The following is a 22,237-nucleotide window of genomic DNA, read 5'->3' as shown; positions in this document are numbered from 1 at the left end:
CTCCGTCCAGCTATTGGCGCACGTACGACAGTCAGCATCATTGCGGGCATTTGGGTGCTGGGGAGGTGATTCCGAGACGTTGTTGCGCCTGCCCAAGAGTCATCGCTTCATGTGGGTGCAGTAGGCCAGAAGAGTTCGTCAGCAGGATGGAGGGGCCTTCATAAAAACGCGGGTTGAAGGGGTCCAGTCCTAATTCGTGAGCGTATCTGTCCAGCATTTCAAGACTGAATTTATCGGTCGTTTTTCGTCGGGCATACACTTCAATGTCCTCGAAGGGTTGAATTGCGCCGCTGACGTCAAAGCGCCACTTCCTGCCGTCGTGAGCAAGGGATATGGTCCGAACGTAGTTCAGGAAGTCAGTTTGAACCGGGCCGAAGATCTCCAGTTGAAGTGCGCCATAACGGCCACGAGGTCCTGCGCTTGGTTCATGCGGGACCGAACAGACAACTGCCCCATGAACCTGCATTGTCCGAGCTAGATATCCAACGCTTGAAACAGGGTCACCACCGTTGATACCGCAGTCAAAAAGAGCTGTCCATTCAGGGTTGCTGGTCGCAACCAGAAGCTCCCTGGGTCTGATCCCTGTTGTCAGAGGCTCAAGTTCGTGAACGTTCTCTAGGAGGCCGCCGCTGAGCTCGGTCGCCTGGGAGGAGCCATGAATCTGGCCCCTCCAGACCGTAAGTGCGTCGGAAACCTGCTTGATCGGAGCTTGGAGAAACCCAATTTTAGACGTGATGGGTGCGAATGAGTCGCCGCATAGAGTCATAACTGTCCTCTCATCAGGGAATGGTCCAAAGGTTTACGAACCCACTGGGATCATTGGCCAATATCCGGTCCTGGTGTATCGGACCCCGCATCGATGATGGTAAATCAAACTCCTCATAAATCCGCTGCCCGTTCAGTGTGTATTGCAAGTCTGGTCTATTGATACCTACTCGGTCTCCGGCCAAGTTTATTTGCTGTTGGTTCACTCGTAAGTCAGTGGCACCTTGCTTGATCATGACTCCGATGTGGTGTTGTACAAATGCGTTTTGACTAGCACTCTTGCCTACCGGTCTCGCAAGCGGTAACGCGGCTGGTGCTGCAGGACTCACTGCAGCATCTCTCGCGAGGCGTGTCGCGCCACTAGCTTGCTTACCTGCTACCTTGCAGAGGCCGCCTTTGCAGAATGGAATGAGGCCCAAGGCCAGGTTGGTTCCGGCGTATTCGGCGGTCTCGGCGTCGATCTTGCCACCGCGGTCTGCGATATATCCTGCGGTGGAGGCGAAGGCTGCGATGGCGGCAGCGCCGACGATGCAGCCTATGCCGGCGGTGGCGGCGCAGAGGGCTATCCCACCGGCGATGCCGACGACCATTCCCAGTGTTTCCCAGTTCCACCAATCGGGGGCCTGGACGGGCTTCGGGGGCGGGACTTTGCCGAAGACGGATGGCACTGGAGGCACTTTGACTCTTTGGCTGTTCAGGGACCGTCCCGGGATGAGGTAGTCGCTGACCGGGTTGGCTTTCTCGTACCGATCGAATCTGGCGGTTGGGTTGAAGGAGTACCCGTTCTCGCTGAGCGAGGGCCCGGCGATCATGAGACCGGAGGGGTCTGAGTCGTTGACCGGGTCGCCTTCGGCGTACAGGTAGGGGGAGAAGTTTTTGGCTTCATCCAACTTCAGGATGGGGTCTGGAGCGGTGAAGGTGCCGAGGACGGGGTCGTAGTCGCGGGCGCCGAGATGGGTGAGGCTGCTTGCGGTGTCGTTGGTGCCTGAGATGTAGCCGGTGGCGGCGGAGAACCCTGTTTCGTTGGATTCGTTGGATCCGGGTCCGCTGCGGGCCGCGGGGGCAGCCGTCAGGGCTGTTTGTCCGATTGCGGTGAGGGTGGGGCCTCGGGTGAGGCCGGAGGGGTCGGTGTGGCGCTTGACGGCTGTGATCCCGATGGTTCCACCGCTGGTGGTGGGTCCGGTCATGATCTGGGCGGTGTTGACGCTGTCGCCGTTGATGAACGCGACCGTGGTGGCGGTGATTCCAGGGCGGGAGGTGCGTTGGGCGACGGTTTTGCCGGCGAATGTGTAGGTTCTGGTGGCTGAGATTTTTCCGTCCGCGGCGCAGAACGCTGTGGCGTTACCCAGGGTGACGGTGGTGCCGGTGCCGTCCTTGGTTGCAACGAGTGTTCCGTCTGCTGTGTAGTAGCGTTCGGATGCGGTTGCCGTTCCGGTGACGGGTGTTGTGCCGGTATGCGCCGCTGGGTTGGGGTTCCTGGGGATAGTGCTTGTCCCGGTGGTGGAGGCAATTTTTCCGTCCGGGGTGTAAGCGATGGTCTGCCCTGCCCGGTTGGTCATCCTCCCGGAGGTGTCCCAGCCGTAGGCGTCGGTGGTGACGGTCCCGGTGCCGGTGGTGCGTTTGATGGATTGGAGGCGGTGGGGCCCGGGGGTTCCGGCGGCAGGGTAGAGAGATTCTTCGGTGACAGCGACCGCGCCGGCGGAGGTGTAGCGGGTGGCTTTGGAGCGGTCACCGGTGATGTTGTATTCGTAGGTTTGGGCGTAGGGAGCCGCGCCACCAAGGCCGATTGCGGTGAACCCTCCGGTGCAGTTCTTGCTGTTGGGGGTCCAGGCACCGGCGAGCCGCCCTGCGTGGTCGTAGCTATAGCACTGGTAGTCGGAGGTTGCCGCTCCGTTGGGGCGGGTGGAGTAGGCGAGTTCGCGGGAAGTGAGCTGTCCGCTGGGTTCGTAGGTGTATTTGGTCGTGCCAAGGTCTGTGATGACGCTGCGGGCTTCGTTGGCTGCTTGTGTTTCCTGGAGCCGTCCGGTGGTGTGGTCCCAGGTGAAGTAGACGTCCGTGGAGCCCATAGTGTCGGTGCCGGCGGTGAAGAGTTTGTTGTCGTACTGGGAGTAGGCGGCGAGGTTATTCATGTTGTCCCGCTGCGCGGCGCCTGCGTAGGTGACGCTGAACTGTGAGGTCGCCCCTGAGGGTTGGTCCCAGTCGTTGTAGGTGTTGTTGACGATTTCGAGGGGCAGCCCACCAATGGCCGGGTAGGTGACGTAGGCGGGAAGCCCGGATTTTCCGTAGGTAGATTTGGTTTCGTAGGTTCCGGCGAGGGTACCGATAGCGGCGGGGAGCTGGATCTTGATCGAGTTGGGTTGGTAGTTCGCGTTGTAGCCGGACGTGGTGGTGGTGACCGGCTGGTCCTGGTTGGGGCCGTTGAACCTGGTGCTGGAGGCGAGCTGGCCTTTCTTCTCCGTGTCATAGGTGTAGGTCAGAAGTGTCTTGGCTGTCTGATCCTTCAGCGTGGTCGAGACCTTGACCGGACGGTCAAGGGTGTCGTATTCGGTGGTGGTGATGGTGCCGAGATTGTTAGCGACGGTCGCGGGCCGGCCGGAGTTGTCGTATCCGGTGGTGCTGGTCCCGGTATCAGGGTCGGTCGCAATCGTCTGGCGTCCGAGGGGGTCGAACGCCCAGGCCCAGGGGTTGCCGGCGGGGTCGGTCATCCCGGTCATTTGCTGGAGCGCGTCGTAGGTGTAGGTGGCAGTGTCAGCTGTGCCTGTCGCTGCGGTGCCGCGGTAGGTTTTGCGGGCCACTGTTTTGCCTGCGGTGTCCGTGACGATGGTGGTGGCGGCCTCGTTGCCGGGGCCGGTGGTGGTGATCGAGTTGGTACCGGAGTAGGAGAGCATGGTCGCCCACTGTTCCTGGTTGTCGTAGGCGAGTTTCCTGGTTTTGATCACCCTGCCCGCGGTGTCGTACTCATAGTCAGTGGAGGACGGAACAGCCAGGGACGGAATGCGAAGCACGCCATCAGGGGCGGTGGAGAGGTAGTACGGGTGCCGCTCCAAGGCCTTGGCCCCGGTGGCGTTGTAGAGGGTATCGGTGGTGATGGTGCCGTTCTGCACCGACTTGGCATGGGTTTGGCGCAGCCGGCCCAGACCGTCATAGATTTTGTAGGTGGATCCTGCTGCCCCGCGGTAGTTGACGGTGTCTGTCCTGATCCAGGAGGGTTCCGTTTGGGAGACGCTGTAGGCCGTCCCGGTGGTGGGAACAGGATTGGCTGCTTTGGGCCGGGTAGCGTCCCAGACCCCGGTTGTCCGCCCGTTCGCGTCGTATTCGGTCGTGACGGTGGAACCGTTGGGGTCCACGGAGGTGATCTCCTGGCCGCGGACGGGGTCCAGGGTGGCGGTCTTCGTCCACGTGGGCGCCATCGGATTGGTGATGGTGACGGTTGTTGCCAGCCCGGTGGCGGGGGCGTAGGTGGTGGTGGTGGTCCGCGGACTGCCCGTGGTGCTGTCTGTGGAGGTGGAGAGACGGCCGAGCGCATCGTAGGTGAGGGTGGGGCCGGGCTGCCAGCCTGAGACAGCAGCGCCGGTCACGGCCTTGGCAAGGCGTGTGCTGGTGATGCTTCCCTTGGTAGGGGCGGCATACCCGCTCGTTCCGGGGATCGCGCTGGTGTTGTTGTCGTAGAACGTCTCGCTTGACTTCAGGAGGCTACCGGTGGGGGCGCCGGCGCTGCTGCAGGATCCCGCGTAGGTGGAGATACTCGCGGTCAGCGACAGGAGGTTGGCGGCGGAGCCGTCGGCGTAGCTTGTGGTGGTACAGGTGTCATCGGCCGTAGTGGCCAGGTCCAGTGCGTGGGTGACCGCCTTGGTCCTGCCACGTGAGTCGACGTAGGTGTTGCTTTCGGTGGTCCGCCAGCCGGTATCGATTGCGGATGTGGTCCAGTTCCTGCTGGTCCCCTGTTGCCGTGCAGTGGGCGAGCCGAGGGCTGCGGCTCCGGTTGCCGTCGGGGAGGACGCCCAGGGCACGGTGAGGGAGGTGCGCAGGGCTGCCCCGTTTTCGCTGACAAGGTCTTGTGTTTCCAGGGTGCGGCCGGCGAACCATGAAGAGTCAGTGATGATGGTGCCGTCTGAGACGCTCACTTGGGAGGTTTTCATCCCGCCGCTGCTGTTGGTGGGTGTCTGGTCCAGTCCGCGGAGGTAAGTGGTGAGGGTGGTGCTGCCGGCGGTGAGGGTTTTGACCTGTGCCCAGCCTGCGGCGACTGACCAGGTCTGTTTGGCGCCGGTGGTCCCTGCCCGGTAGGTGGGTTCCGGGTATTTCCAGGCCGGAGTTCCGATGTATTGGTAGCGGGTGTTCTGGGACAGGCTTCCGGCGCCGCCAGGGCCGGCATCGACGGTGACGGCGGCGACGGGGTAGATATGGAACCAGTCCATCCGGGAGGCCTGCAGGATGGGGGTCGTGGGTGTCCACCATTGCGGGTAGCAGCGGCGTGTGTTGGTCTCCGGTGAGGCGGGAAGACTTGTCGGGGAACAGTCGGCCCCGTTGTAGGCGATGGCGATGGTCGCTCCGGTGACCGTTTTGATGGTGGAGAGCCGGAACCTGTTCAGCGGGGCGAGGCCGTCCATGACCCAGACACGGTTCTGCAGGGTTTGTCCGCCGAACACGACCGGCGGGTCCGTGATGCTGGTTTGGCCTGCTTGGGTGTTCAGACCCTGGTGTGCGACGGATCCCAGCCATAGCGCGGGTTTTGTTCCATCGCCGGGATTGGGCATGGAGTGGGTGAGATTCCACCGGTCGGCCCCTTGGTAGGCGCTGCCGACGAGGGATTCGGTCTGGATTCCTGTGAGCCGGTGATCAATGTAGAAGGTGGGCGATTGGATGGTGCAGGGCCCTGCTGCGGTGCAGGCCAGGCCGGTGGGCACGTCTGTTCCCGCCGTGCAGTCGATCCCGGTGCAGCGGTCGGTGTAGTCCAGTTTGATTCGCAGCGGAGCAGAAGCGGTAAGTTCAGTGCCGGCGCGCATGCCGTAGTCGATCCGGTCCAGCCTGGTGGAGCGGACGTAGGGCAGGATCGCTCCATTGCCGGCCTGTGCCTTGTAGTGGTTGGTGGCCTGGGTGTAGTACTGGGCCTGGCTGTTGCCGTGCACGTCCACAATGTAGTCCAGGTTCCAGCCTTGGGCCTGCTGGCACAGTGAGGCTGCGAAGGAAGCCGCCGCGCAGGGCTGGCTGGCATCTGCTGCCCCGACGGGTACCGTTTCGACGGAGTTGGTCAGCGGCTGGCCCGCGGCCCAGCCGGGGAGTTTGTTCAGGCCGAAGAAGTACTGCGTGCCGGAGGTGTCGGTGATTTTCCAGTAGCCGCCGTCGAAAGTTCCGTTGGTGCCTGAGGCGGTGAGGTATTCGACCCGGGATCCGTCGTCCTTGGAGAGTTTCCAGGTCCCGCTGGCAACGTCTTTGACGAGTTGACCGGAGCGGCCGCCGAAACTGATGCCGACGCTTTGGCCCCCGGCGTTCCCACACATGTCGAAGGACCCGGTGACGCCCTGGTCCATGCAGGGCTGGAACCTTTGGGTGATCCGTCCGGTTCCGCTCAGACCCCAGCCATCGCCCACGGCGGTGGCCTGGTTGTTGGTTGCACTGGTGAGTCCATCAACGCGGGTGGAGTCGTAGGACAGACCCACTTCCGGTGTTGGGCCTGCCGGTGCCTGCCGTGCAGAGATGGGGTAGGTCCAGGTGAACCCGCCGGTCTGGCCGGTGGTTCCCCAGCTCCCGGAAGAGGCCCCCGGGAGGGCGGTGAAATCCCCTGCACCCTTCTCGTTAGCTGCAGGTGGCGCCAATGGGAGGGAAGCGGTCCTGATGTTCGGTCTGTCCCCGTTTTTTGTGCCGGGAAGGACAGAGGCCGAGGAGCCTGTGACTGTTGCTTTTGTCCCCGGCGCGTCAGGTGTGGTGAGGGCTGTTGTTTGAGCCGGGTCTGCCTGCCACGGCACCGCCGGGATAGCTTGAGCATTCTGCAATCCAGGAGCTATGAGCGGCGCCGCAGTGGGCGGCAGGACCGGCAGGGTGCAGGAGGTGACGGCAAGTGCGGCACCTGTCAGCAAGGCTGCCAGCCTCGAGGTCCTGATCATTTGAGCACGCCCAGGGTGGTGTGGGGAGCCCATAGTTGTGTGAGCTGGTTTTTCACGAGAACTCCGTTTGTTAGGACCGGGCGGGTCATGAGGCCGTGGAAACGTGGGGTGTTTGCTGTGGTTGAGTTTGCCCCGAGCAGGACCGGGTTGATCGCTGTTGCCGGGGCGTGTGTGTCGGATGTGGTGGCCACTGTCCAGGTCTCGGGGAAATTCGAGCTGCTGAAGGTGATGCGGAGCTGGCGGTTGATTTTGTCGTAGACGGCGTTGACGAAATGCCAGCGGCCAGGGGTGACCGCGTCGCCTGTGGAGACTGTCTCGGTGGCACCTGCGGAGGTTCTGGTTGCCAGTTCCCAGCGGTTGTTCGTGCCGATGCGCAGCTGGGCCGCGGCGTTCCCGGCGCCGTCGGTCTGGGTGATCACCGGCTGCATTGTGCCGGCTGTGACGGCGGTGGGACAGAACCAGCCCGAAACTGTGAAGCTGCCGGCCGGGTCGGCCGCAGAACCCGCTGTGGTGCCGTAACCGCCGTTCAGGAGCAGGGCAGGTGTCTGGGCCTGGAACATCATGGCGTCCTCGTCGGGGGTTGCAGTCTCCGAGCATGTTCCTGTTGGGCCGCCCGGGTCGCTGGGAATCGCCACGGAAGTCGCGGTGCCGGCAGTGCCTGCTGCTGACACGGAGAGTTCCTGAGAGGGCATCGTGGCATAGTTGCCGACGTTGAACACGCCTTGAGAGGGTTTTTCTTTTTCCGTGCCGACGTTGCCTGCCCAGTCGATTGACCAGACGGTGATACGGGTCTTGAGCGCTGTGGCAGCGGCTCTAATGGTCACTGATTTCAGGTCCGTCCCGCAGACCATTACGAAGTATCCGTTCCTCGTCCCACAGGCCATCCCCGCCGGGTAAGCAGGCGCGATGCTCGTGTCGGTGACGGCGTAGATGAATCCTTTGGACAGCTCCGGGCTGGGATTGGTTATGGTGATGTCATATGCTGTGGCACCCACTGTCCCGTTCGGGTCCGCCCATTCATTGACGGCTCCTGCCACAGGGCTGAGCGCAGATCCGACCGGGTTAAAGACCGGGGGCGGGGGAGGGGTCCTGTCAACGGTGAAGTGGTATTCGGTCTTGGGAGATACGAGTCCTTGCTGGTCCACGAGGACTGCACTGAATATATAGTTTCCGTCGGTGAGAGGTGTTTCTGTGCCCTGCGTGCCGCTTCCGTATCCCCAGGTCGCTGATCCGCCGCTGCCCGGCAGCCATATCGGTTGTCCCGCTGCCATGGCCCAGACGAGGGTGTTGTCGGAGGCTCGGGTCACGCCGAGCCAGGCTGTGATGGACCCGTCGGTGTTGCCAGATGGGTCCGAGCCGTAGATTGTGAAGTTCGTCTTGCTGGTCCGGGTTTGACCGCGGTTGCTTGGGCTGGTCAGCGCCGGGGGGCAGTTGGTTGAGCAGGAGCTCATCGCCTGAATCTCCGGCTTGTTGGGTGCTTTACCGTAGGTGATGGTTAGGCTGGCGTTGTTGTCGAACCGTTTCCAGCTCATCTCGTCCCAGGTCTCGTCTTCAGAGGCGAGAACAACCGTCCATTGTGACGTTGTTGGTAGGCGGTTTTTGCCGGCCATCATGTCAAACGCGATGGTGCCGTCGGCGCACCCGGCACCTTCGTTGCCCATGGCGAACCATCGTGCATCGAGGGTTTCCAGCCACCCGGGCTGGTTGTTCCACGTGGTGCCGGTACCAATTCCGTTCGTAGCCCAGGCCTTCACCGTTCGGGCAGAACAGGACGCAGACCAGATGTTTGTTACGTTGAGTCTGGCCCCGAGAATCGTGGATCCGACGGAGGGACCGGTGTCGAACTGCCAGTACCCTCGTGCCTTGTGGTTTACGCCGTAGACCGTGTCCCATTTTGCCGGGAGAAACCCCACGTTCACCGAACCAGCGGTGAGCTGGCCGTTCCAATATGAAGTGTTGGGAAAGGCGCTGTCCACGTAGAGAAAGGACGTTCTGGCCGGGGTCCAATCAGGATCGATGAACAACGGATAAACGAGATCGGCGGCCGCTGCGAAGTCATTGGGGATCATGTCTTCGTGGAGTCCGTTGGAGTCGGTGTGAAGGCCAAGATCGAATGTCCGGGACAGGCCCGGACCGCCCGGATCGGCCGCGGAAGCATCAGGGTATTTGGAGTCCCACCATTGGCCCGGTGGCGAATTCAGTGCTTCCGTTCCGTCAGCTGTGCTGGTTGCCCGGAGTCCTCCATGCCCGTCCTCGGTGATGCTCACATTGCGGCTGTCGAGTTTGATCTTCAGTTCCAGGAGGCGCCGGTCCTGTGCCGCTGCAGGAGTCTTCACCTTGAGGACCATTGAAACGCCGGTTAGTTTCATCACCTGGATCAGGTCAACCCCGGGTAGAACATCAGGGTATGTTGCCGCGCTGCCTTCCAGGCGTGGCTCGGGGAGGTTCCCGTACGGCCAGGACTCGGTAACTGAATGTCCATTCCGGTCCGAAACGGTGGAGAGCCTGGCGTTCTTCCCTTTTCCGAGCACGGCATCCACGGGTGCGAGTTCGGCACGGAGCCCGTCCTCGGCAACGATCAGCCGAGTGGAGATATCAGCCCATTTCCCGCCGGACTTCATCCTTGTCGGCTGTGTTGTGGTTGTCCTGCTGAATGTGCCGTCCGGGTTGGCCTCTACCAATTGTGTGGGAGTGGTCTGCCCCTCGACCAAGACAGGCCGATTCGTCTTCATCGCCTCAGCGAGGGCGCGGTCCTCTTCAGATAATTCAGGCGGAACCAAGGATCTCTGGGTAGCCGAGGGGTCCGCAACTGCTCCAACGGTAGTTGCCCCGGCCGGAGGCGCGAACCCGAAGGCAACAACAGCCAGGAGGGTAAGACCGGAAAGCAGTCGGGCAGGGCGAATCGAGGTGAGCATGCGTGTGGTTTCCCCTGTACAGGACAGGGGGCAATCAACCCATCACCGCCCCCGATCGCGATGGATTTATGGACGGATCATATTCACAATTCACAGGTTCTGGCAAGAAAATTTGTATGTTCCATTCAGCCTGATCATTTATGACACGACCGATACTCAAGACCCAATTAAATACCAATTAATAAGTTTTAGAAATATGCCTGAATAAGAAGGTCACTTACTTTAGCTATTGCTCTAAAAAGAGAATTACCCCTGTAAGAAAGGGCGTTCTCCGGAGGGGACGGCACCGCGGGAGAAGGCTACTGACGGGGAAGCAGGCCCCCGCCCCAGAAGGCCTTGCCGCCCGCGCGCCGCTCGGGCCAGTCCTGCACCGTACCGAAAGTAGTTACCGTACCAGGGGCGTGAAACGCGACTTTCGGGATAGCTTCCGGGACGTTTATATTACGAGCACTTCCCAAGGCCGGGACTGTGCAACCGTTAATGCTCCGGGCTGGTCGTGGCTTAGCGTGGAACAACAACACTGCGAAAACTATTGACGGGCGGATAGGTACTGCGATGCAGGCCAATTGACGACTACTCTCGTGCGCCCCTGGCACTGGGGCATCGTGATCATGTCAGATAGTTCAGCCCTCGGAGAGCTGCCCGATATTGACCATGAACAGATCGTTTCGGCAAATAGAGCTGGACTGGTCATCTCGATTCGACACGCTCAGGACGTAGAAGATCTCGAGCTCGGCTTTGCCGAAGGAAGCGTCACCGTGACATTCCATCCCGAGGCAATTCCCGACAGGCGAGGGCTCCACCGCCTTTACACCGGAGTGCTCTCTACACCGCTCGGTCTGCTCTCGGTAGGCGACGCCGACATGGACGCGAAACTGCCAGCAGCGAAAGGCGAGACGACAGTGACAGTGAGTGTTCTCGAACCGGACGATATTTCCCCGGAACATGTTTGGGTTGATCTCTGGCCGACGGCATAGTTCCCGGCCGACCGCCGGCGTGTGTCCCACTTAGCACCGTCTCACTACCAAGGAAGTGGGACGCTCAGGTGCAATAATGTAGTCCGCCCAAACTACTTCTTACGGAGGATGTACCGGTCGGCCAAGTCGGGGTCACCAACTACACCTATCAACCGGCGACCGACCCCGCTGCCCTCGACGAGAAAACTTGTTCTCCACGGACGAGGAATCACCACAGAACCCGAAGTTGTAATTTGAACTCTCGGGTTCGGCCAGCTTTCACGTTCACGGTCCAGGATTTCCCAGGTTCCGCTTTCTGACGTCAGAGTGTCAGATTCCTGGCTTATGGCTTCTTCAGGGATGTGTTCGAGTTCGAAGGTTCCGTCATCCTTGAACTCGACCTTGCCGTTTGTGTCTTTCGCCTCGTAAGTGCTTCCTTCGTCGTAGACCCACGTACCGACGATGTCGTCTTTTGAGGGTAACGGCGCTTCCTCGCAGGAAGCCAACCCAAGGCTTAGCAGACCTATCAGGATGGCGAGAAAAGCTCGACTGGAAGTCGATTTGGATATCATCTGAGCTCTTCCGTCCAAGTAACTTTCCTACAGAGTGCAATCAGCCTATACGTCGGCGCGCAACCCGCTGTTCCTTTTACTGGGAAAGCGTTTCGGCTGACAACATGAGCGCGTACGTCCGGGCCGACCCTGGCACTGTCCCACAGGGACGGTCCCAGTTCTAAGGAAGTGGGACACCGGCTACAGCTGATCCAAGGTGGCATCATTTGTGCGAGCCAGCGGCCCCATCGACGACACGTCGCTACTGTGTAGGTGTGTCCTCACGACTAAATCCGCTCATTGTCCATTCAATTTGGGGCCTCGGCGGCCTGACGCTAGGCGCGTCCCTCGCCCTTGTGGTCATTAAGGACTGGACGCCCGACTGGATTGAGGCGACTGGAACTTGGTTCGGTGCCGTTGCCACAGTTCTCACGCTCCTGTGGGCCGTCCGGAGTTTTCGTTCCGATCAGGCCGAGCGCGAGATCTCCCGAAGGGCTGAGCGCGAAAGGGACGTCGCGGAACAGTTGGAGCGTGAGCGCGAGCAGACGAAGGAAGCCAGCAACGTGCGCATTGAGTTGAAGGGCGGCAGGGGCTTGGGGGCGCCCCCCAACCTGATGATGACAGGTGTCCACATCGTCATTCAGAACCACTCAAAGTATCTGGCTGTCGTAAAAAGCGTCACTCTCGACAAAGCGTTGACACCGATACAACCACTACCTGCCGGTATCCGCATCCCGGCAGGTGAGACGTACTCGCACCATGTCGACATCGAAGGAGTTCCAGGTGACACAGAGGAGCTGAGTGGCAGACCAATGTCTCGTTTTGTCGTCCAGATGTCCTATCGCCTAGATGGGCATGATTGGCACCGTAGCTCGGTAGGAAATCCGGAACACTCCTGGGAGGGGGGTGACTAAGGCCTGCTAGGCGGTTGTCCAAGTTCCAAGGCACTGACCCAGGGCGAGAACCTGATAGACGAGGAGTGACGGCTCGAGTGTCGTACGATCAGGTCTTGATGTACGACTTGGAGGTCTGTTGAAGAAGCCGATGTGGATCTGGGATGGGGTCAAGATCCTGGCTGGACTGGCTGCTTCGCTGACCCTGCAATTTTCGAAGGCGCCGGATAAGCCAGCTGCCGGTTATACCCCTCCAGGGCCTCCGAACCCTGATCAAATGTTTCCTGTGGTTATGGGCGTAGCTCAGGCTGACTGGGTTACGATCTCAGTTTGGACCGGGACGTTGGCTGCCTTGGCGATAGCCGCAGACGGTGCCTGGGGCCTGATTCAGGCAAGGCTGGGCAAAGTTGACGAGGAAAACAAGAAAGACATCAATAGAGCCATCCTTAGTGTTTTGAAGAACCTCAGCGAAAATACAGGAATCAACATCGTCTACTTGGGAGGTTCTGTCTTTCTGTATAAAAAGACGTGGAAGAGCTTCAAACTGAAGCCCCTCGTGAGATACCGTCTGGACGACTACCCTCCGGCATCGGACATCAAATGGAGGGGCGCGAAGGGCGCCATCGGAATCGCGGCCGAGACGAAGGATATTGTCCACTGTGACTGGGTCAAAGCCTCGACCCAGCTCAACGCTGGCGAGGACTTCCTGTCCTCCCTTTCACAGGAGCAAAGGTTCGGCTTCTCTGACGAAGAGCTGCGTCAAATGGTTGGGAAATACTACGAAAGCCTGGCTACGCCAATAAAGTCAGAGGGCGGAAGTAGGCTTCTTGGCATCTTGGCGATTGACATACCCAATCGGTCTGACGTTCAGCCTGAGCATGCCGTGTTGGGTGAACGAGATGTGCGAGAAGTATTGACTGTTCCCGCGGCAATGGCCATCGCGAGAGTACTGGAGCGATAAAATGCGAAGAAGAAGGAGGCTCCGATGACTCATCAGGTACCGGCCCGCAAGCCCCTTGATAGTGACGCATTTTTCAAGACGTTGCGAGGGCTGCACCCATCGAAGAAGCAACTCGATGACATCGATGTTGTCGAAAAGAAGATTCGTGACCGGGTGGGCATCAAGGATGCAGTCTCGGTGAGAGTGGTCAAAGGATCCGAAGGCGGGACCGCCGTCGTAAAGCGGCCGTACGGTAAGGACCCCAAACCGTCTAAGGGCACTAAATAGCGCGGCTCTACCCGCCTACCTGTTTGTAGGGCCCTGAATGTCGATGCGTTCGATGGACCGTGGAAGCCGCATGCCAGGACCAAAAGACGCCTGATTTGCGGAGCTTTCATTGGACCTCGTTGGAATCCAGGAAGTTTTGGTGAACCCGGCCGGCAGTTAGGTCTGCTCGCGAAGCTTGATGTGACGCTTTGCCTTCTTGATGTCGCCCGTCCCGAGTTCAACTTGCATCGCCACACGACGTCTCATCACTTTGTCGACTGCGGCGGTGGCATGCACCACGGCATGCACCATTTCCATATCGATATACCAGGACTCCGACTCCCCTGGCTGGAGCCTGAACGGCAGACCTGGCCCAATAATCTGGTCGCCTGCGGGAGTAAATGTCGGCCCACCGATGCCGATTAGTTTCGCCGAGTACCCGCTTATCGTGACGGGAGCTCGACCGAGATTCGTAACGGTGATTCCAAGTACCTCTGGGCCGGTGAATCCTTGTTCCCTGAGTGAACGAAGGTCGCGAGGCTTTCTAGACCGGTCCACGGAACCAGCAACAACGCTATCGCGCCCGATTGCTCCATGCTTGAGAACGACACGGACCCTACGGCCCTCTAGAGCCCAGGCAGCTATCTGCCATCCCAACGACAGCACTGCCATCACGGCTCCAAAACAGGCGATGGCTAAGGTCGCAATATCTATAAAGGTGACCGGACTGTCCGGACTAGCCGCCATCTTTGAGCCTTTCAAGTTGTTCCAGTTCCAGTGCATCAGGAAGCGCATCAACTGGGAGGGTGATGGCTGGTGCCGCCGCATCCAGGAAGATGAAGTGCTGGCGGGCCATGGCGATCACCAACTGCGCTGCCGCGTCGGATCCGTGACGTTCCACGACCGGTCCCTCTGATTCTTCGGCCGCTATCCGCGTCATGACTACCGCAGCCCAGCCTGGGTGGTCGTAGAGAGGGCCCATGGCCCAACGCTACGCCACGTTTTCAATTACCAATGCGTCGGACTTTGACGACTTTGATGGTTCTGAGTGAATTGCCGTGACGTTGGATTTTAATTCAACATTCCGCCCGGAGTTTGCACATTGTTTGCCTAAAGTCATTTACAGTTGGTTTTGTCTCTCCTTCGAGACGTGGGCTGCTTCCCCTGGGAAGCCCGACACAACGAGAGGAGGGGGTGGTGATGAGAAGACATCGTCGACAAGCTTCGGGAACGCAAGAAGCCGCGAGACGCTTGCAGTCTAGGCAACTGTTGGTAAGCGTCGTCGCGGCTTTGATCAATCTTGGGAGATTGCTGAAGGACCATTTTTACTAGCCCTCCACGGTAGCGGCCCAGTTACAGCTGGGCCGTTACTTCTTTAACCTGCGTGCATACGCCAGTCTTGGCAAGTGCATGTGCTATACCGTGCCATACCGTTGTATACCACTACACAATAACCCACCAGGAATCTTTTGGAATACATATCAAGGATTATTTTCCGGGGATCTTATGTAGTTTGAGTATCTCAGTGGAATATGTGGGAATACTAACCCGCTCCTTATTGACCATGATAGGGCTGCAACTATTGCGTCAGAAAAATGGTTGAGCGTCAGTGTCTGAATTAGCGGGGGAGGTAGTTGCCGTGCCACTCGGTAGCTGCAGGGCGGCGGACCTGGTCGGCGGGTACCCAGCAGGTGTATTGGCTGCCTCGGTCGTCCGTCCAGGCGACGTCGACTTCGTCCTGTGTCCAATGCGTGGCGTACCCGTGGATTTCGAGTGTTTCGCCGTTTACCAGCGGAACCTGGGCGATCACCTGAGGTTCCTCCCCGTAGGTGAACCTGCGCACCGTTCCCGTCTGGCCGGTGAAGTCAGGCCTGCGGTCGGCGTGCTCGTACACAACGCCGTCCAACTGGAACTTGCTGTTGCTATCGAACCTGGGCACACTTCTACGCTAGTCCCCTTGCCATCGTTCCAGGCGCACCGTCGATGGCCTGTTCATCCATGGGACGGATTGACGAACAGCGGGGGATTGGGTGCGCCTTGGCGGTGTTCATACCTTTGCCATCCCAGAGACTCCCAGAATCCTTCGTTGCCGCCAGGGAGTGCAACGAAGGTACGACTGGGAAACAGTTGCTGCACGAGCTCCACGGCCCGGGCGCCAAAGCCCTGGCCACGGTAGCCGCCGGCGACTTCAATGAAGTCGATGTCAACCGCGTCCGCGAGATCTTCAGGGACGTCGTAGTCGTCAATCGGCCCGGCAGGATCCACGAGGAGCATTCGGGCTACCTCTGTCCCGGCTCGCAGGAAGCTGTAGAAGGAGTCTGCTTTCGAGGCTGCTATGACTTCGTTGGCCTGCCAGCACTCCTGGGTGAAATCTTCGGAGGCGTCAAAGGGCGAAATCACCGCGCGCCCGTCCGACGCCGGCCACACCTGCAGTACCTGAAGATCCTGCTTCACAGGATCAATCTAACCCCCCCGGACGTGCTGCGTTGTGCCCTGATCACGCATTGGTTTGCGGCCGCGGGTCCGGCCCGCCCGCCAACCAGGCACGCTTGGGTCCAGGGCGGCGACTTTCGCCGGGTCCAGCTCGCCGCGGCGTTCCTTGTAACGCTGGGTGTGGATCCACACACCGAGTTCATGCTCCAGACCGTCGCTGGTGGTTTTGTGCCGGGGCCAGTCGTGCCCGGATTCCCGGTAAGCGGCTAGGGCATCAAGGCGTTCCTGCCATCTCGCCTCGTCACCGGCCGAACGCCGCAGGTCCTGCCAGCCGGACAGGATCTTCAGACCGTCCCTGAAGGCCGGCGGCAGCGTGCCTTCCCGTGATTCCCGGCGTCGCCGGTTCAACCAGGCGGCCAGCGCCCTTTCATCCCGGTCAGAGGATTTCGCGGAGGGATATTTGCCGCTGCCCTGGACCATGGCAACGAGCTGGGCCATACGCACAAGGCCTTGCCTCGTTACCCGTCCCGGTTTCGCACGCGTGGCCGCAGCGTGCTCTTCCTGCAGGCCAGGGTGAAGCTTCCGGGCCACAGCCAGATGGTACCCAACCGTCCCGGCCGGGGCCCCGGCCTGCTCAGCGATCTGTCCGCGGCCGAGGCCGCGCCGGTACATCATCACCCACTCCGATTCCGGAGCGGCACTCCACCTCTTAGGTCTCATCAGATCATCCTGCCATCGCCCGCCGCCTGGTGGGCTAGCCCGGGGTTTACACAGTGTGGACAGGGCGGTGAAGCACGCTTGCAACGCCGACCAGGGGCTAGATTCGAGGCTGCCTACTACCAGGCCCCTGCAAGTGCGCTGGAGTGTGGCAACTGCCAGGGATCCCTTTTCTCCGCCTGAAAACGGCCGTTTTAGGCCGCCAATGTTGCCCAGATCAGAGCGGCAGTGCATATAACTAAGGCGACCGTCGCGAAGAAAAGGGCCCAAGTGGCCTTGTGGAGCCTCGCGGACATCAGCTGATCGAGCCTGGCGCGTTGCTCTATGGCCCAGACGTTGAGGAAGTCCTTTGCACCCCATTGCACGTGCACTCCGCCTATGCGACTCAGGAGCGCACTAATTCTTTTCAGCTCCTCGTCCGACGGCTCAGGAAGCTGGAAGTCGGACGGATTCTTTTCTGGTGAAGTCACGAGGAAATCTTAGACGCTCCTCAAAGTACATCTGATAGCGACAGCTAGTCTGTCTTGCCAAAAACGGCCGTTGATGTGCCACCGTCTCCGCTCCTACGGCGAGGGCGAAGTCAATCCTGCAGCAACCCCTGATCGCGGAGCAGCTGAGCTGGCATCTCGTATTCGTGCCGGATGAGGTGCCGTACGAATTTGCACAGGCCCGTCGCTTCCTCAGCGGTCACGTCGTCATAGTCCTCCGGATGAGCGCCCTCGTTCCCCAACTGGTTGAGGTGGTCGGCCCAGTCCCAGAGCGAACGATGTAGATCACCGTCATTCTTCATCTGCTTAAGGGCAGATTTCAGATGCCTCTCGCCTTTGGCCTTTTCACTGCCCTTGTCTTTGACGAACAGGTGCAGGGCGGAGCGAAACATTACTGCCGCGGCGCGATTCGCTCCCACGGCGAGAGACCGCATTCCTTCGTCGTATGCCGAGGCCACACCTTCATTGACTTGGGGGTCTAGGACTCCAGCCCCAGGCACGGGCCACCACATTAGGCCTCGTCCATTGTTGCTCGTTACGACGACAGTGCTGTTCGTGCATCCTTGGCATTGCAGGGTAGCGACTAAACGGTCGGGATATCTCCCGTTCTCGTCTACTTCGTACGAAAGATGCGTTTGGCTAGTCAGAGTGAAGCTGGAGGTTCTTCCGCACCACGGACAAGGGCCCGTAGGGTCGGATGGTGTCGGAAGTGAGTCAGGATTCGTTTGCTTGTCGGCCATCCGCCAATTTTCGCAGACAGGCAGAGAATGTCCTTCGACGAAAACGGCCGATATACGGCGGACCTGTTACTCCGCTTGTGCGGTAGAAGTCTCGCGTACTCTGCCTATATGGCTCACAACACCCCATCAACGAAAACCGACTACGAAGACTTGCACGCCACCGTGGTGGATTCGCTTCGTTACGACGTAAAGGGCGAGGTTCTGGACCACGTGGCTCACGAAGTACTGGACCGACTACGAGACAACGGACTGCCCGTCCCCGCCAAGCCTTCGGCCTAGAACCCGTGGCCAGGTCGAAGGTATTTCTTGGATCATCCAGTGAGGGAAGAGACGCGGCCGTAAGGTTGGCAGATGAGCTGGACAGCTCCGGACTGACCGAATCCACCGTGTGGACTGAGAACGTCTTCAGGCCAGGCCGACACGTTCTCGGCTCCCTTGTAGATCAAGCGAGGAAAGTGGACTTCGCAATAATGGTCCTAAGTCCGGACGATGATGTGGAGAGCCGGGATGTCACAGCTCAAGCACCTAGGGACAACGTTGTGTTCGAGTTGGGCCTTTTCATGGGAGCTTTGGGACCGGAAAGGACCTATATGGTCCTTCCTGGCGGGGTGGACTTGAAGCTTCCCACAGACGTCGGCGGAATCACTTACTTGCCTTATCAAGTCCGTGACGATAAAAACATGAGCGCTGCCTTGCGGGGTGTCGTCATAAAGATCCTCGATGAGGTCAAGTTGGCTGGCCCGCGTGACCAAAGCCCTTCTAAACATCCGCAACCTCCCGCCGCCGCATCCGTCCGTAACGTCGAAAATGATCTTAGGACCCTGAGAAGCAATCTCACCCCACAAGGCTGGACTTTCAAATGGAACGAGACGCGGACCAGGCTGACTGCAAAGAGTCCCCGTGGAACTCGGCACATCCTGAAAATGGGACAGCCCGCGAAGATCCAGGTGGCATTTGATCAATTCCTACGGGAACTTCGTAGCGGCGGTGCCAGATTCGATGCCAATCTTCGACAGATGTAGCGCTGGAGGACCTCCTGCGTCAATTTGCCGCAGGAGGCCGACGTTCCAACTTGGCATCTACCAAGGGCTCCCTGTAAAGGGCTTGCCACGTCTGATTGGTCGCCGGGATGCCATTGAGATTTCAGTTCGCTCGTTACAGGATCGCCCCGTCCCGAAGCCCGGTCCGGACTCTATCCGCCCCGGGAGCGCCACCCGGGCGCTTTCCCTGTCCACCAAACAACATGCCCTTTGGCCCAACAAGCAAACTCTACCCAAAGTTTGCGGGCAGGCTTATGCAGCGCCCGTCCTTCAGAACACGATCACGACAGGAGAAAGACTACATATCTCCCGGCCTACTCTGGCCGACGGCCCTGTGCCGTTAAACGGCGGTTTCCGAGCATAAGCGTGTGAGGCAGCGACACGCCGCCGTGCATATGCTCAAAACCGTTGCACGAAACCAAAATTGAACGAAACCGGGCAGGTAGGTTTATGAGCCGAGAGGAGCTGACAATGAGCACTATCGGCTATGCCCGGGTTTCGACCCGCGAACAGAACCCGGACTATCAGAAACACGAGCTGCTGGAAGCGGGGGCGGAGCGTGTGTTTGTAGACCACGGCGACTCCAGTCGTGTCAGAGACAGGCCGCAATGGCTTGCTTGCCTGGACTACATGCGTGCCGGCGACACGCTGCTGGTCCACCGGCTTGACCGGGTATCGGGGGAGTGGCACCTATTCCAGATCATCTCGGATCTCGGTGAGCGAGGAATCAACATCCGTTCACTGACAGAGCCAGCTATCGACACCACTACTCCAATGGGCCGGGCCTTCTACGGCATCGTTGCGGTCTTCGCGCAGCTGCGCATCGACACCATCCGTGAAAACACTATGGCAGGGCTGGCCCATGCCAAATCCCAGGGCCGCGTTGGTGGCCGGCCAACCGTCATGACACCGGAGCGGATCGAGGCAGCTTTGCTGCTGCGGGAAGAAAACAAGAACATTCAGCAGATCGCCAAAACTTTAGGCGTCGGCCGAATGTCCGTATCCCGTGCGCTGGCCAAGTTCGAGGGCGGCTCCTCATGAAGAGATTTGTCATCGGCTTCACCATGGCGCTCTCAGCATGGGTCTGCGCCGGGATCTATCTCATCCTGGCTGCCCAAGCAGTGGGCAAGGCAGCGACTCTGGGCAACGCAGCGTTCCTTGGCGACGCTGCGTTTTCGCTTGTCCTTGGTGTCGTGAGCTGGGCAGTTCTGCTCTACCTGGGGAGCCTATTCGGGATCAGGCTCCCACGAATCATGAGAAAGAAGAACCGATGAGCCGTATTGAAACCGTGTACGTGGTCAGTGAGCCACAGCCCACCGTTGAGGAATCCGTTAGGCAGCTCGCTCAGCGACTCGATAAGAATCTCAAGGATCTCGTGACAGTGTTCCAGGAGGCCGGGGACCAGCTGTGGACCGCTGAACCTGCATCACACACAGTCACGCCGGTTCCGGTCATGGAACGGCGGCCCGCGGGAATCAGGGGCCACGAGAACGTGCAGGTCACGCACTACATCGCATCTGCCCTGGTTATGGTTTTGTTTCAGAAGAGAATCGACTGAATGACCATGTGAATTCGAAGATTATTTGGCGGTGCGTGGTGTTGGTGCGGCGGACCGGCCGGTATTGGGGTCTTCTGCTGTAGGCCCGGTACTCCTATAGCTGTCCTGAGCCATGAAGAGTGGCACGGAAACTACGTCTCCCGCTGATTACTTTCACGGTTCGTGGTGCTGGTGCTAGTCACCCCATATGTCATCAACCGCAGCAAGGTCGTCCGCCTCTTTGGCTTTTTGTACTGCCATTTCGGCCTTAGCCAGTTCCAATAGAGCGTTGCCCAGGGCCTGACTTTCCGCAGCCATTTCACTCTCTGAGAAGAACGATTGAGGAAGTATGAGGCTCTGTGACCGCTGGGCGTTGTCATCGTGGATATCGAAACCGTTGTCTTTGAAGACCTTCGCAAACCTGTTCACCTTGGGGCCATACATGTAGTTGAACAGGGCAGTGCGCACATCCCAAGGCTTTACCGGAGAGTAGGTTGAAGGCTTGGGCCATTTGATTTTGGATGCAGCGCCGGCGACGTCGGCGGCAAGCTCCTCTGCCATATCCTCTAGCTCCGTCCGAAGCTTCTTCACGCCCTCAGCCCCTAGGGCTTTTGTCGCTTCTGGCTGGCCTTGGGCTATTCGCTTGGCGAAGTCCCTGGCATGGCCGGGAATTCGTTCCGATACTGCTTTCAAAAGCTCGTTTTTGCGTGCTGTGGCTTCCTTCTCCTTTGCAGAGAAATGTGCCTCGGCTTCCTTAAGTTTTAGTGCAGTCTCTTCGCTCATATGGACAAGGCTAATCGAGAGAACAGACAGGCCGTCCTTCTACAGCAGCCACAAAAGGAGAAGCTGGTGCTAAACGTGATTCTCGCTTACTTGGCCCGGTACTCCTATAGCTGTCCTGAGCCGCCAAGTTTGCGCGATCGAGGGATTGTTCGTGGGGATGGTGGTGGCCTGACTTGGCTTGTTGCGAACTGAACTTTTAGTTGGGCATGATTTTGACCTGCTCGATCACAGGCCGGGTTCCACGTGCTTGGGATTCTAGTGTTGGGGTCGCCCTGCGGGACGAAGTCCGCGCCCACGGCTGGGACAGGCCCCAGCGCGTAGCCGCCCTCCTGGCCGGTCTCGATCCTGACGCGCCAACACTCTTCTGATGCCATCAAGCCAGCCGGCGCGCGATTCAGGCAGGGAAATGTCGGCGCAGCAACTCCATCCTGCGAACGTCGCTAGGGTGATGCTCAAACATTCGCTCCCACAGACCCTTCGCCTTCTTCGTTTCTGCCACAGCGGCGTGATGTCCCAGATGCTCCAGCGCCCCCGAGATGTTCCCCTGCAAGCGGACCGAGAACAGATCGCAATCTGCCTCGTTCCTGCGCAAGAGCGCCATTATCGTGGCGATAACCGGCAGGGTCATGAGGACAGATCCTACGGCGATGAGGAAAAATTCCGGACCGCCGCCGTTGACCCCCATCGCCACGCAGGCGAGGGGGATAAACCCAAAAACCCAGAAGAACGCCCACACAATGCGCCGCAGCACTACTGCAGGGGAACGCCTTAGGGCGATATGCCCAAGCTCATGCCCAAGCAGATACTTCAGCGCAGGACCGGAAAGCCCAACCACCAGCGAAGCAGGAATCTCAATCGTTCCGTTGCCACGCAAGTTGGATACCCTAGCCGTGTCCACGCTCCCTCCAGGCAGGCTTTGAACGATGTGCAATTCAGGCACCTCACGGTCAATCTCGGCGCACAGCGATACAAGCACCGGCTGGGCGACCTGAGCTGCCCGCTGATTCACTTCAACATTGCTCACGCCGGCACCAACGACAGTCGGGACCTCAGCGGGAGCTGGAGACCGGTGCCTGCTCAGGAAGTTTCGCAGTCCCACTGTCCATCTCTC

General features: G+C 59.6%; 22 protein-coding genes. 9 read left to right on the top strand and 13 right to left on the bottom strand.

Annotation, left to right across the window (positions count from 1 at the left end; translation table 11 throughout):
* Positions 1 to 37 precede the first annotated feature (37 nt).
* Genes M1E02_RS21580 through M1E02_RS21570 form a run of 3 tightly spaced genes read right to left on the bottom strand, consistent with a single transcriptional unit; the run spans position 38 to position 9,781 of the window.
* Complete coding sequence (locus M1E02_RS21580) at positions 38 to 766, bottom strand: hypothetical protein (protein ID WP_479378295.1); 729 nt, start codon at positions 764 to 766, stop codon at positions 38 to 40.
* A 13-nt stretch (positions 767 to 779) separates the two neighbouring features.
* Positions 780 to 6,866 carry an RHS repeat-associated core domain-containing protein gene (locus M1E02_RS21575; protein WP_479378294.1) on the bottom strand — a complete coding sequence of 2,029 codons (6,087 nt, stop codon included), beginning with the start codon at positions 6,864 to 6,866 and terminating at the stop codon, positions 780 to 782.
* A complete protein-coding gene (locus M1E02_RS21570) occupies positions 6,863 to 9,781 on the bottom strand; it encodes a LamG-like jellyroll fold domain-containing protein (RefSeq protein ID WP_479378293.1) in 2,919 nt (972 codons plus the stop codon). Before M1E02_RS21570 ends, M1E02_RS21575 begins: the two co-directional genes overlap by 4 nt.
* Before the next feature lie 611 nt (positions 9,782 to 10,392).
* Here M1E02_RS21570 and M1E02_RS21565 point away from each other — a divergent pair.
* Complete coding sequence (locus tag M1E02_RS21565; protein WP_479378292.1) at positions 10,393 to 10,758, top strand: hypothetical protein; 366 nt, start codon at positions 10,393 to 10,395, stop codon at positions 10,756 to 10,758.
* A 92-nt stretch (positions 10,759 to 10,850) separates the two neighbouring features.
* Here M1E02_RS21565 and M1E02_RS21560 read toward each other — a convergent pair whose 3' ends face one another.
* Positions 10,851 to 11,309, bottom strand: coding sequence for a hypothetical protein (locus M1E02_RS21560; protein WP_479378291.1), 459 nt, complete (start codon positions 11,307 to 11,309; stop codon positions 10,851 to 10,853).
* A 254-nt stretch (positions 11,310 to 11,563) separates the two neighbouring features.
* On the opposite strand from M1E02_RS21560, the gene M1E02_RS21555 reads away from it, so the two are divergent.
* The 3 genes from M1E02_RS21555 (at position 11,564) to M1E02_RS21545 (ending at position 13,409) form a co-directional block, all read left to right on the top strand.
* A complete protein-coding gene (locus M1E02_RS21555; RefSeq protein WP_479378290.1) occupies positions 11,564 to 12,202 on the top strand; it encodes a hypothetical protein in 639 nt (212 codons plus the stop codon).
* A gap of 118 nt (positions 12,203 to 12,320) precedes the next feature.
* Complete coding sequence (locus M1E02_RS21550; RefSeq protein WP_479378289.1) at positions 12,321 to 13,142, top strand: hypothetical protein; 822 nt, start codon at positions 12,321 to 12,323, stop codon at positions 13,140 to 13,142.
* Between the two features lie 24 nt (positions 13,143 to 13,166).
* Positions 13,167 to 13,409 carry a hypothetical protein gene (locus M1E02_RS21545; protein WP_479378288.1) on the top strand — a complete coding sequence of 81 codons (243 nt, stop codon included), beginning with the start codon at positions 13,167 to 13,169 and terminating at the stop codon, positions 13,407 to 13,409.
* Between the two features lie 156 nt (positions 13,410 to 13,565).
* On the opposite strand, the gene M1E02_RS21540 is transcribed toward M1E02_RS21545, so the two are convergent.
* The 7 genes from M1E02_RS21540 to M1E02_RS21510 form a co-directional block, all read right to left on the bottom strand.
* Positions 13,566 to 13,946, bottom strand: a complete 381-nt coding sequence (locus M1E02_RS21540; protein ID WP_479378287.1) for a DUF4232 domain-containing protein — start codon at positions 13,944 to 13,946, stop codon at positions 13,566 to 13,568.
* Positions 13,947 to 14,124: 178 nt separating this feature from the next.
* Entirely contained in the window at positions 14,125 to 14,370 is a 246-nt protein-coding gene (locus tag M1E02_RS21535; protein WP_479378286.1) for a hypothetical protein, read from the bottom strand.
* Between the two features lie 636 nt (positions 14,371 to 15,006).
* A complete protein-coding gene (locus M1E02_RS21530) occupies positions 15,007 to 15,327 on the bottom strand; it encodes a hypothetical protein (RefSeq protein WP_479378285.1) in 321 nt (106 codons plus the stop codon).
* Positions 15,328 to 15,380: 53 nt separating this feature from the next.
* The gene (locus M1E02_RS21525) at positions 15,381 to 15,842 is read right to left on the bottom strand and encodes a hypothetical protein (RefSeq protein ID WP_479378284.1); all 462 of its coding nucleotides are present in this window, start codon (positions 15,840 to 15,842) and stop codon (positions 15,381 to 15,383) included.
* A 9-nt stretch (positions 15,843 to 15,851) separates the two neighbouring features.
* Positions 15,852 to 16,541, bottom strand: a complete 690-nt coding sequence (locus tag M1E02_RS21520; RefSeq protein ID WP_479378283.1) for a helicase associated domain-containing protein — start codon at positions 16,539 to 16,541, stop codon at positions 15,852 to 15,854.
* A 191-nt stretch (positions 16,542 to 16,732) separates the two neighbouring features.
* The gene (locus M1E02_RS21515) at positions 16,733 to 17,008 is read right to left on the bottom strand and encodes a hypothetical protein (RefSeq protein ID WP_479378282.1); all 276 of its coding nucleotides are present in this window, start codon (positions 17,006 to 17,008) and stop codon (positions 16,733 to 16,735) included.
* Positions 17,009 to 17,118: 110 nt separating this feature from the next.
* Positions 17,119 to 17,460, bottom strand: coding sequence for a DUF4145 domain-containing protein (locus M1E02_RS21510; RefSeq protein ID WP_479378281.1), 342 nt, complete (start codon positions 17,458 to 17,460; stop codon positions 17,119 to 17,121).
* Positions 17,461 to 17,874: 414 nt separating this feature from the next.
* Here M1E02_RS21510 and M1E02_RS21505 point away from each other — a divergent pair, with 414 nt between their 5' ends.
* The 5 genes from M1E02_RS21505 (at position 17,875) to M1E02_RS21485 (ending at position 20,364) form a co-directional block, all read left to right on the top strand.
* A complete protein-coding gene (locus M1E02_RS21505) occupies positions 17,875 to 18,045 on the top strand; it encodes a hypothetical protein (protein ID WP_479378280.1) in 171 nt (56 codons plus the stop codon).
* A 5-nt stretch (positions 18,046 to 18,050) separates the two neighbouring features.
* A complete protein-coding gene (locus tag M1E02_RS21500) occupies positions 18,051 to 18,788 on the top strand; it encodes a TIR domain-containing protein (RefSeq protein WP_479378279.1) in 738 nt (245 codons plus the stop codon).
* Between the two features lie 489 nt (positions 18,789 to 19,277).
* Positions 19,278 to 19,847, top strand: coding sequence for a recombinase family protein (locus M1E02_RS21495; protein ID WP_479378278.1), 570 nt, complete (start codon positions 19,278 to 19,280; stop codon positions 19,845 to 19,847).
* Positions 19,844 to 20,080 carry a hypothetical protein gene (locus M1E02_RS21490; RefSeq protein WP_479378277.1) on the top strand — a complete coding sequence of 79 codons (237 nt, stop codon included), beginning with the start codon at positions 19,844 to 19,846 and terminating at the stop codon, positions 20,078 to 20,080. Before M1E02_RS21495 ends, M1E02_RS21490 begins: the two co-directional genes overlap by 4 nt.
* Positions 20,077 to 20,364 carry a hypothetical protein gene (locus M1E02_RS21485; RefSeq protein ID WP_479378276.1) on the top strand — a complete coding sequence of 96 codons (288 nt, stop codon included), beginning with the start codon at positions 20,077 to 20,079 and terminating at the stop codon, positions 20,362 to 20,364. The genes M1E02_RS21490 and M1E02_RS21485 overlap by 4 nt, the downstream gene beginning before the upstream one ends.
* A gap of 174 nt (positions 20,365 to 20,538) precedes the next feature.
* Here the strand turns inward: M1E02_RS21485 and M1E02_RS21480 are convergent, their stop codons facing one another.
* Both M1E02_RS21480 and M1E02_RS21475 read right to left on the bottom strand, forming a co-directional pair.
* Positions 20,539 to 21,126, bottom strand: coding sequence for a hypothetical protein (locus tag M1E02_RS21480; RefSeq protein WP_479378275.1), 588 nt, complete (start codon positions 21,124 to 21,126; stop codon positions 20,539 to 20,541).
* A 394-nt stretch (positions 21,127 to 21,520) separates the two neighbouring features.
* Complete coding sequence (locus tag M1E02_RS21475; protein WP_479378274.1) at positions 21,521 to 22,150, bottom strand: M48 family metalloprotease; 630 nt, start codon at positions 22,148 to 22,150, stop codon at positions 21,521 to 21,523.
* Between the last annotated feature and the right edge of the window lie 87 nt (positions 22,151 to 22,237).

Source organism: Arthrobacter sp. Z5-13 (genome assembly GCF_056499105.1).
This window is presented reverse-complemented; position numbering and strand designations above follow the sequence as displayed.

Bases quoted from the DNA above. Each gene is read 5' to 3' on its own strand.
- M1E02_RS21570 (WP_479378293.1), bottom strand. From the start codon at position 9,781: ATGCTCACCTCGATTCGCCCTGCCCGACTGCTTTCCGGTCTTACCCTC.
- M1E02_RS21580 (WP_479378295.1), bottom strand. From the start codon at position 766: ATGACTCTATGCGGCGACTCATTCGCACCCATCACGTCTAAAATTGGG.
- M1E02_RS21480 (WP_479378275.1), bottom strand. From the start codon at position 21,126: ATGAGCGAAGAGACTGCACTAAAACTTAAGGAAGCCGAGGCACATTTC.
- M1E02_RS21490 (WP_479378277.1), top strand. From the start codon at position 19,844: ATGAAGAGATTTGTCATCGGCTTCACCATGGCGCTCTCAGCATGGGTC.
- M1E02_RS21575 (WP_479378294.1), bottom strand. From the start codon at position 6,866: ATGATCAGGACCTCGAGGCTGGCAGCCTTGCTGACAGGTGCCGCACTT.
- M1E02_RS21485 (WP_479378276.1), top strand. From the start codon at position 20,077: ATGAGCCGTATTGAAACCGTGTACGTGGTCAGTGAGCCACAGCCCACC.
- M1E02_RS21510 (WP_479378281.1), bottom strand. From the start codon at position 17,460: ATGCGGTCTCTCGCCGTGGGAGCGAATCGCGCCGCGGCAGTAATGTTT.
- M1E02_RS21565 (WP_479378292.1), top strand. From the start codon at position 10,393: ATGTCAGATAGTTCAGCCCTCGGAGAGCTGCCCGATATTGACCATGAA.
- M1E02_RS21560 (WP_479378291.1), bottom strand. From the start codon at position 11,309: ATGATATCCAAATCGACTTCCAGTCGAGCTTTTCTCGCCATCCTGATA.
- M1E02_RS21520 (WP_479378283.1), bottom strand. From the start codon at position 16,541: ATGAGACCTAAGAGGTGGAGTGCCGCTCCGGAATCGGAGTGGGTGATG.
- M1E02_RS21545 (WP_479378288.1), top strand. From the start codon at position 13,167: ATGACTCATCAGGTACCGGCCCGCAAGCCCCTTGATAGTGACGCATTT.
- M1E02_RS21495 (WP_479378278.1), top strand. From the start codon at position 19,278: ATGAGCACTATCGGCTATGCCCGGGTTTCGACCCGCGAACAGAACCCG.
- M1E02_RS21505 (WP_479378280.1), top strand. From the start codon at position 17,875: ATGGCTCACAACACCCCATCAACGAAAACCGACTACGAAGACTTGCAC.
- M1E02_RS21535 (WP_479378286.1), bottom strand. From the start codon at position 14,370: ATGGGCCCTCTCTACGACCACCCAGGCTGGGCTGCGGTAGTCATGACG.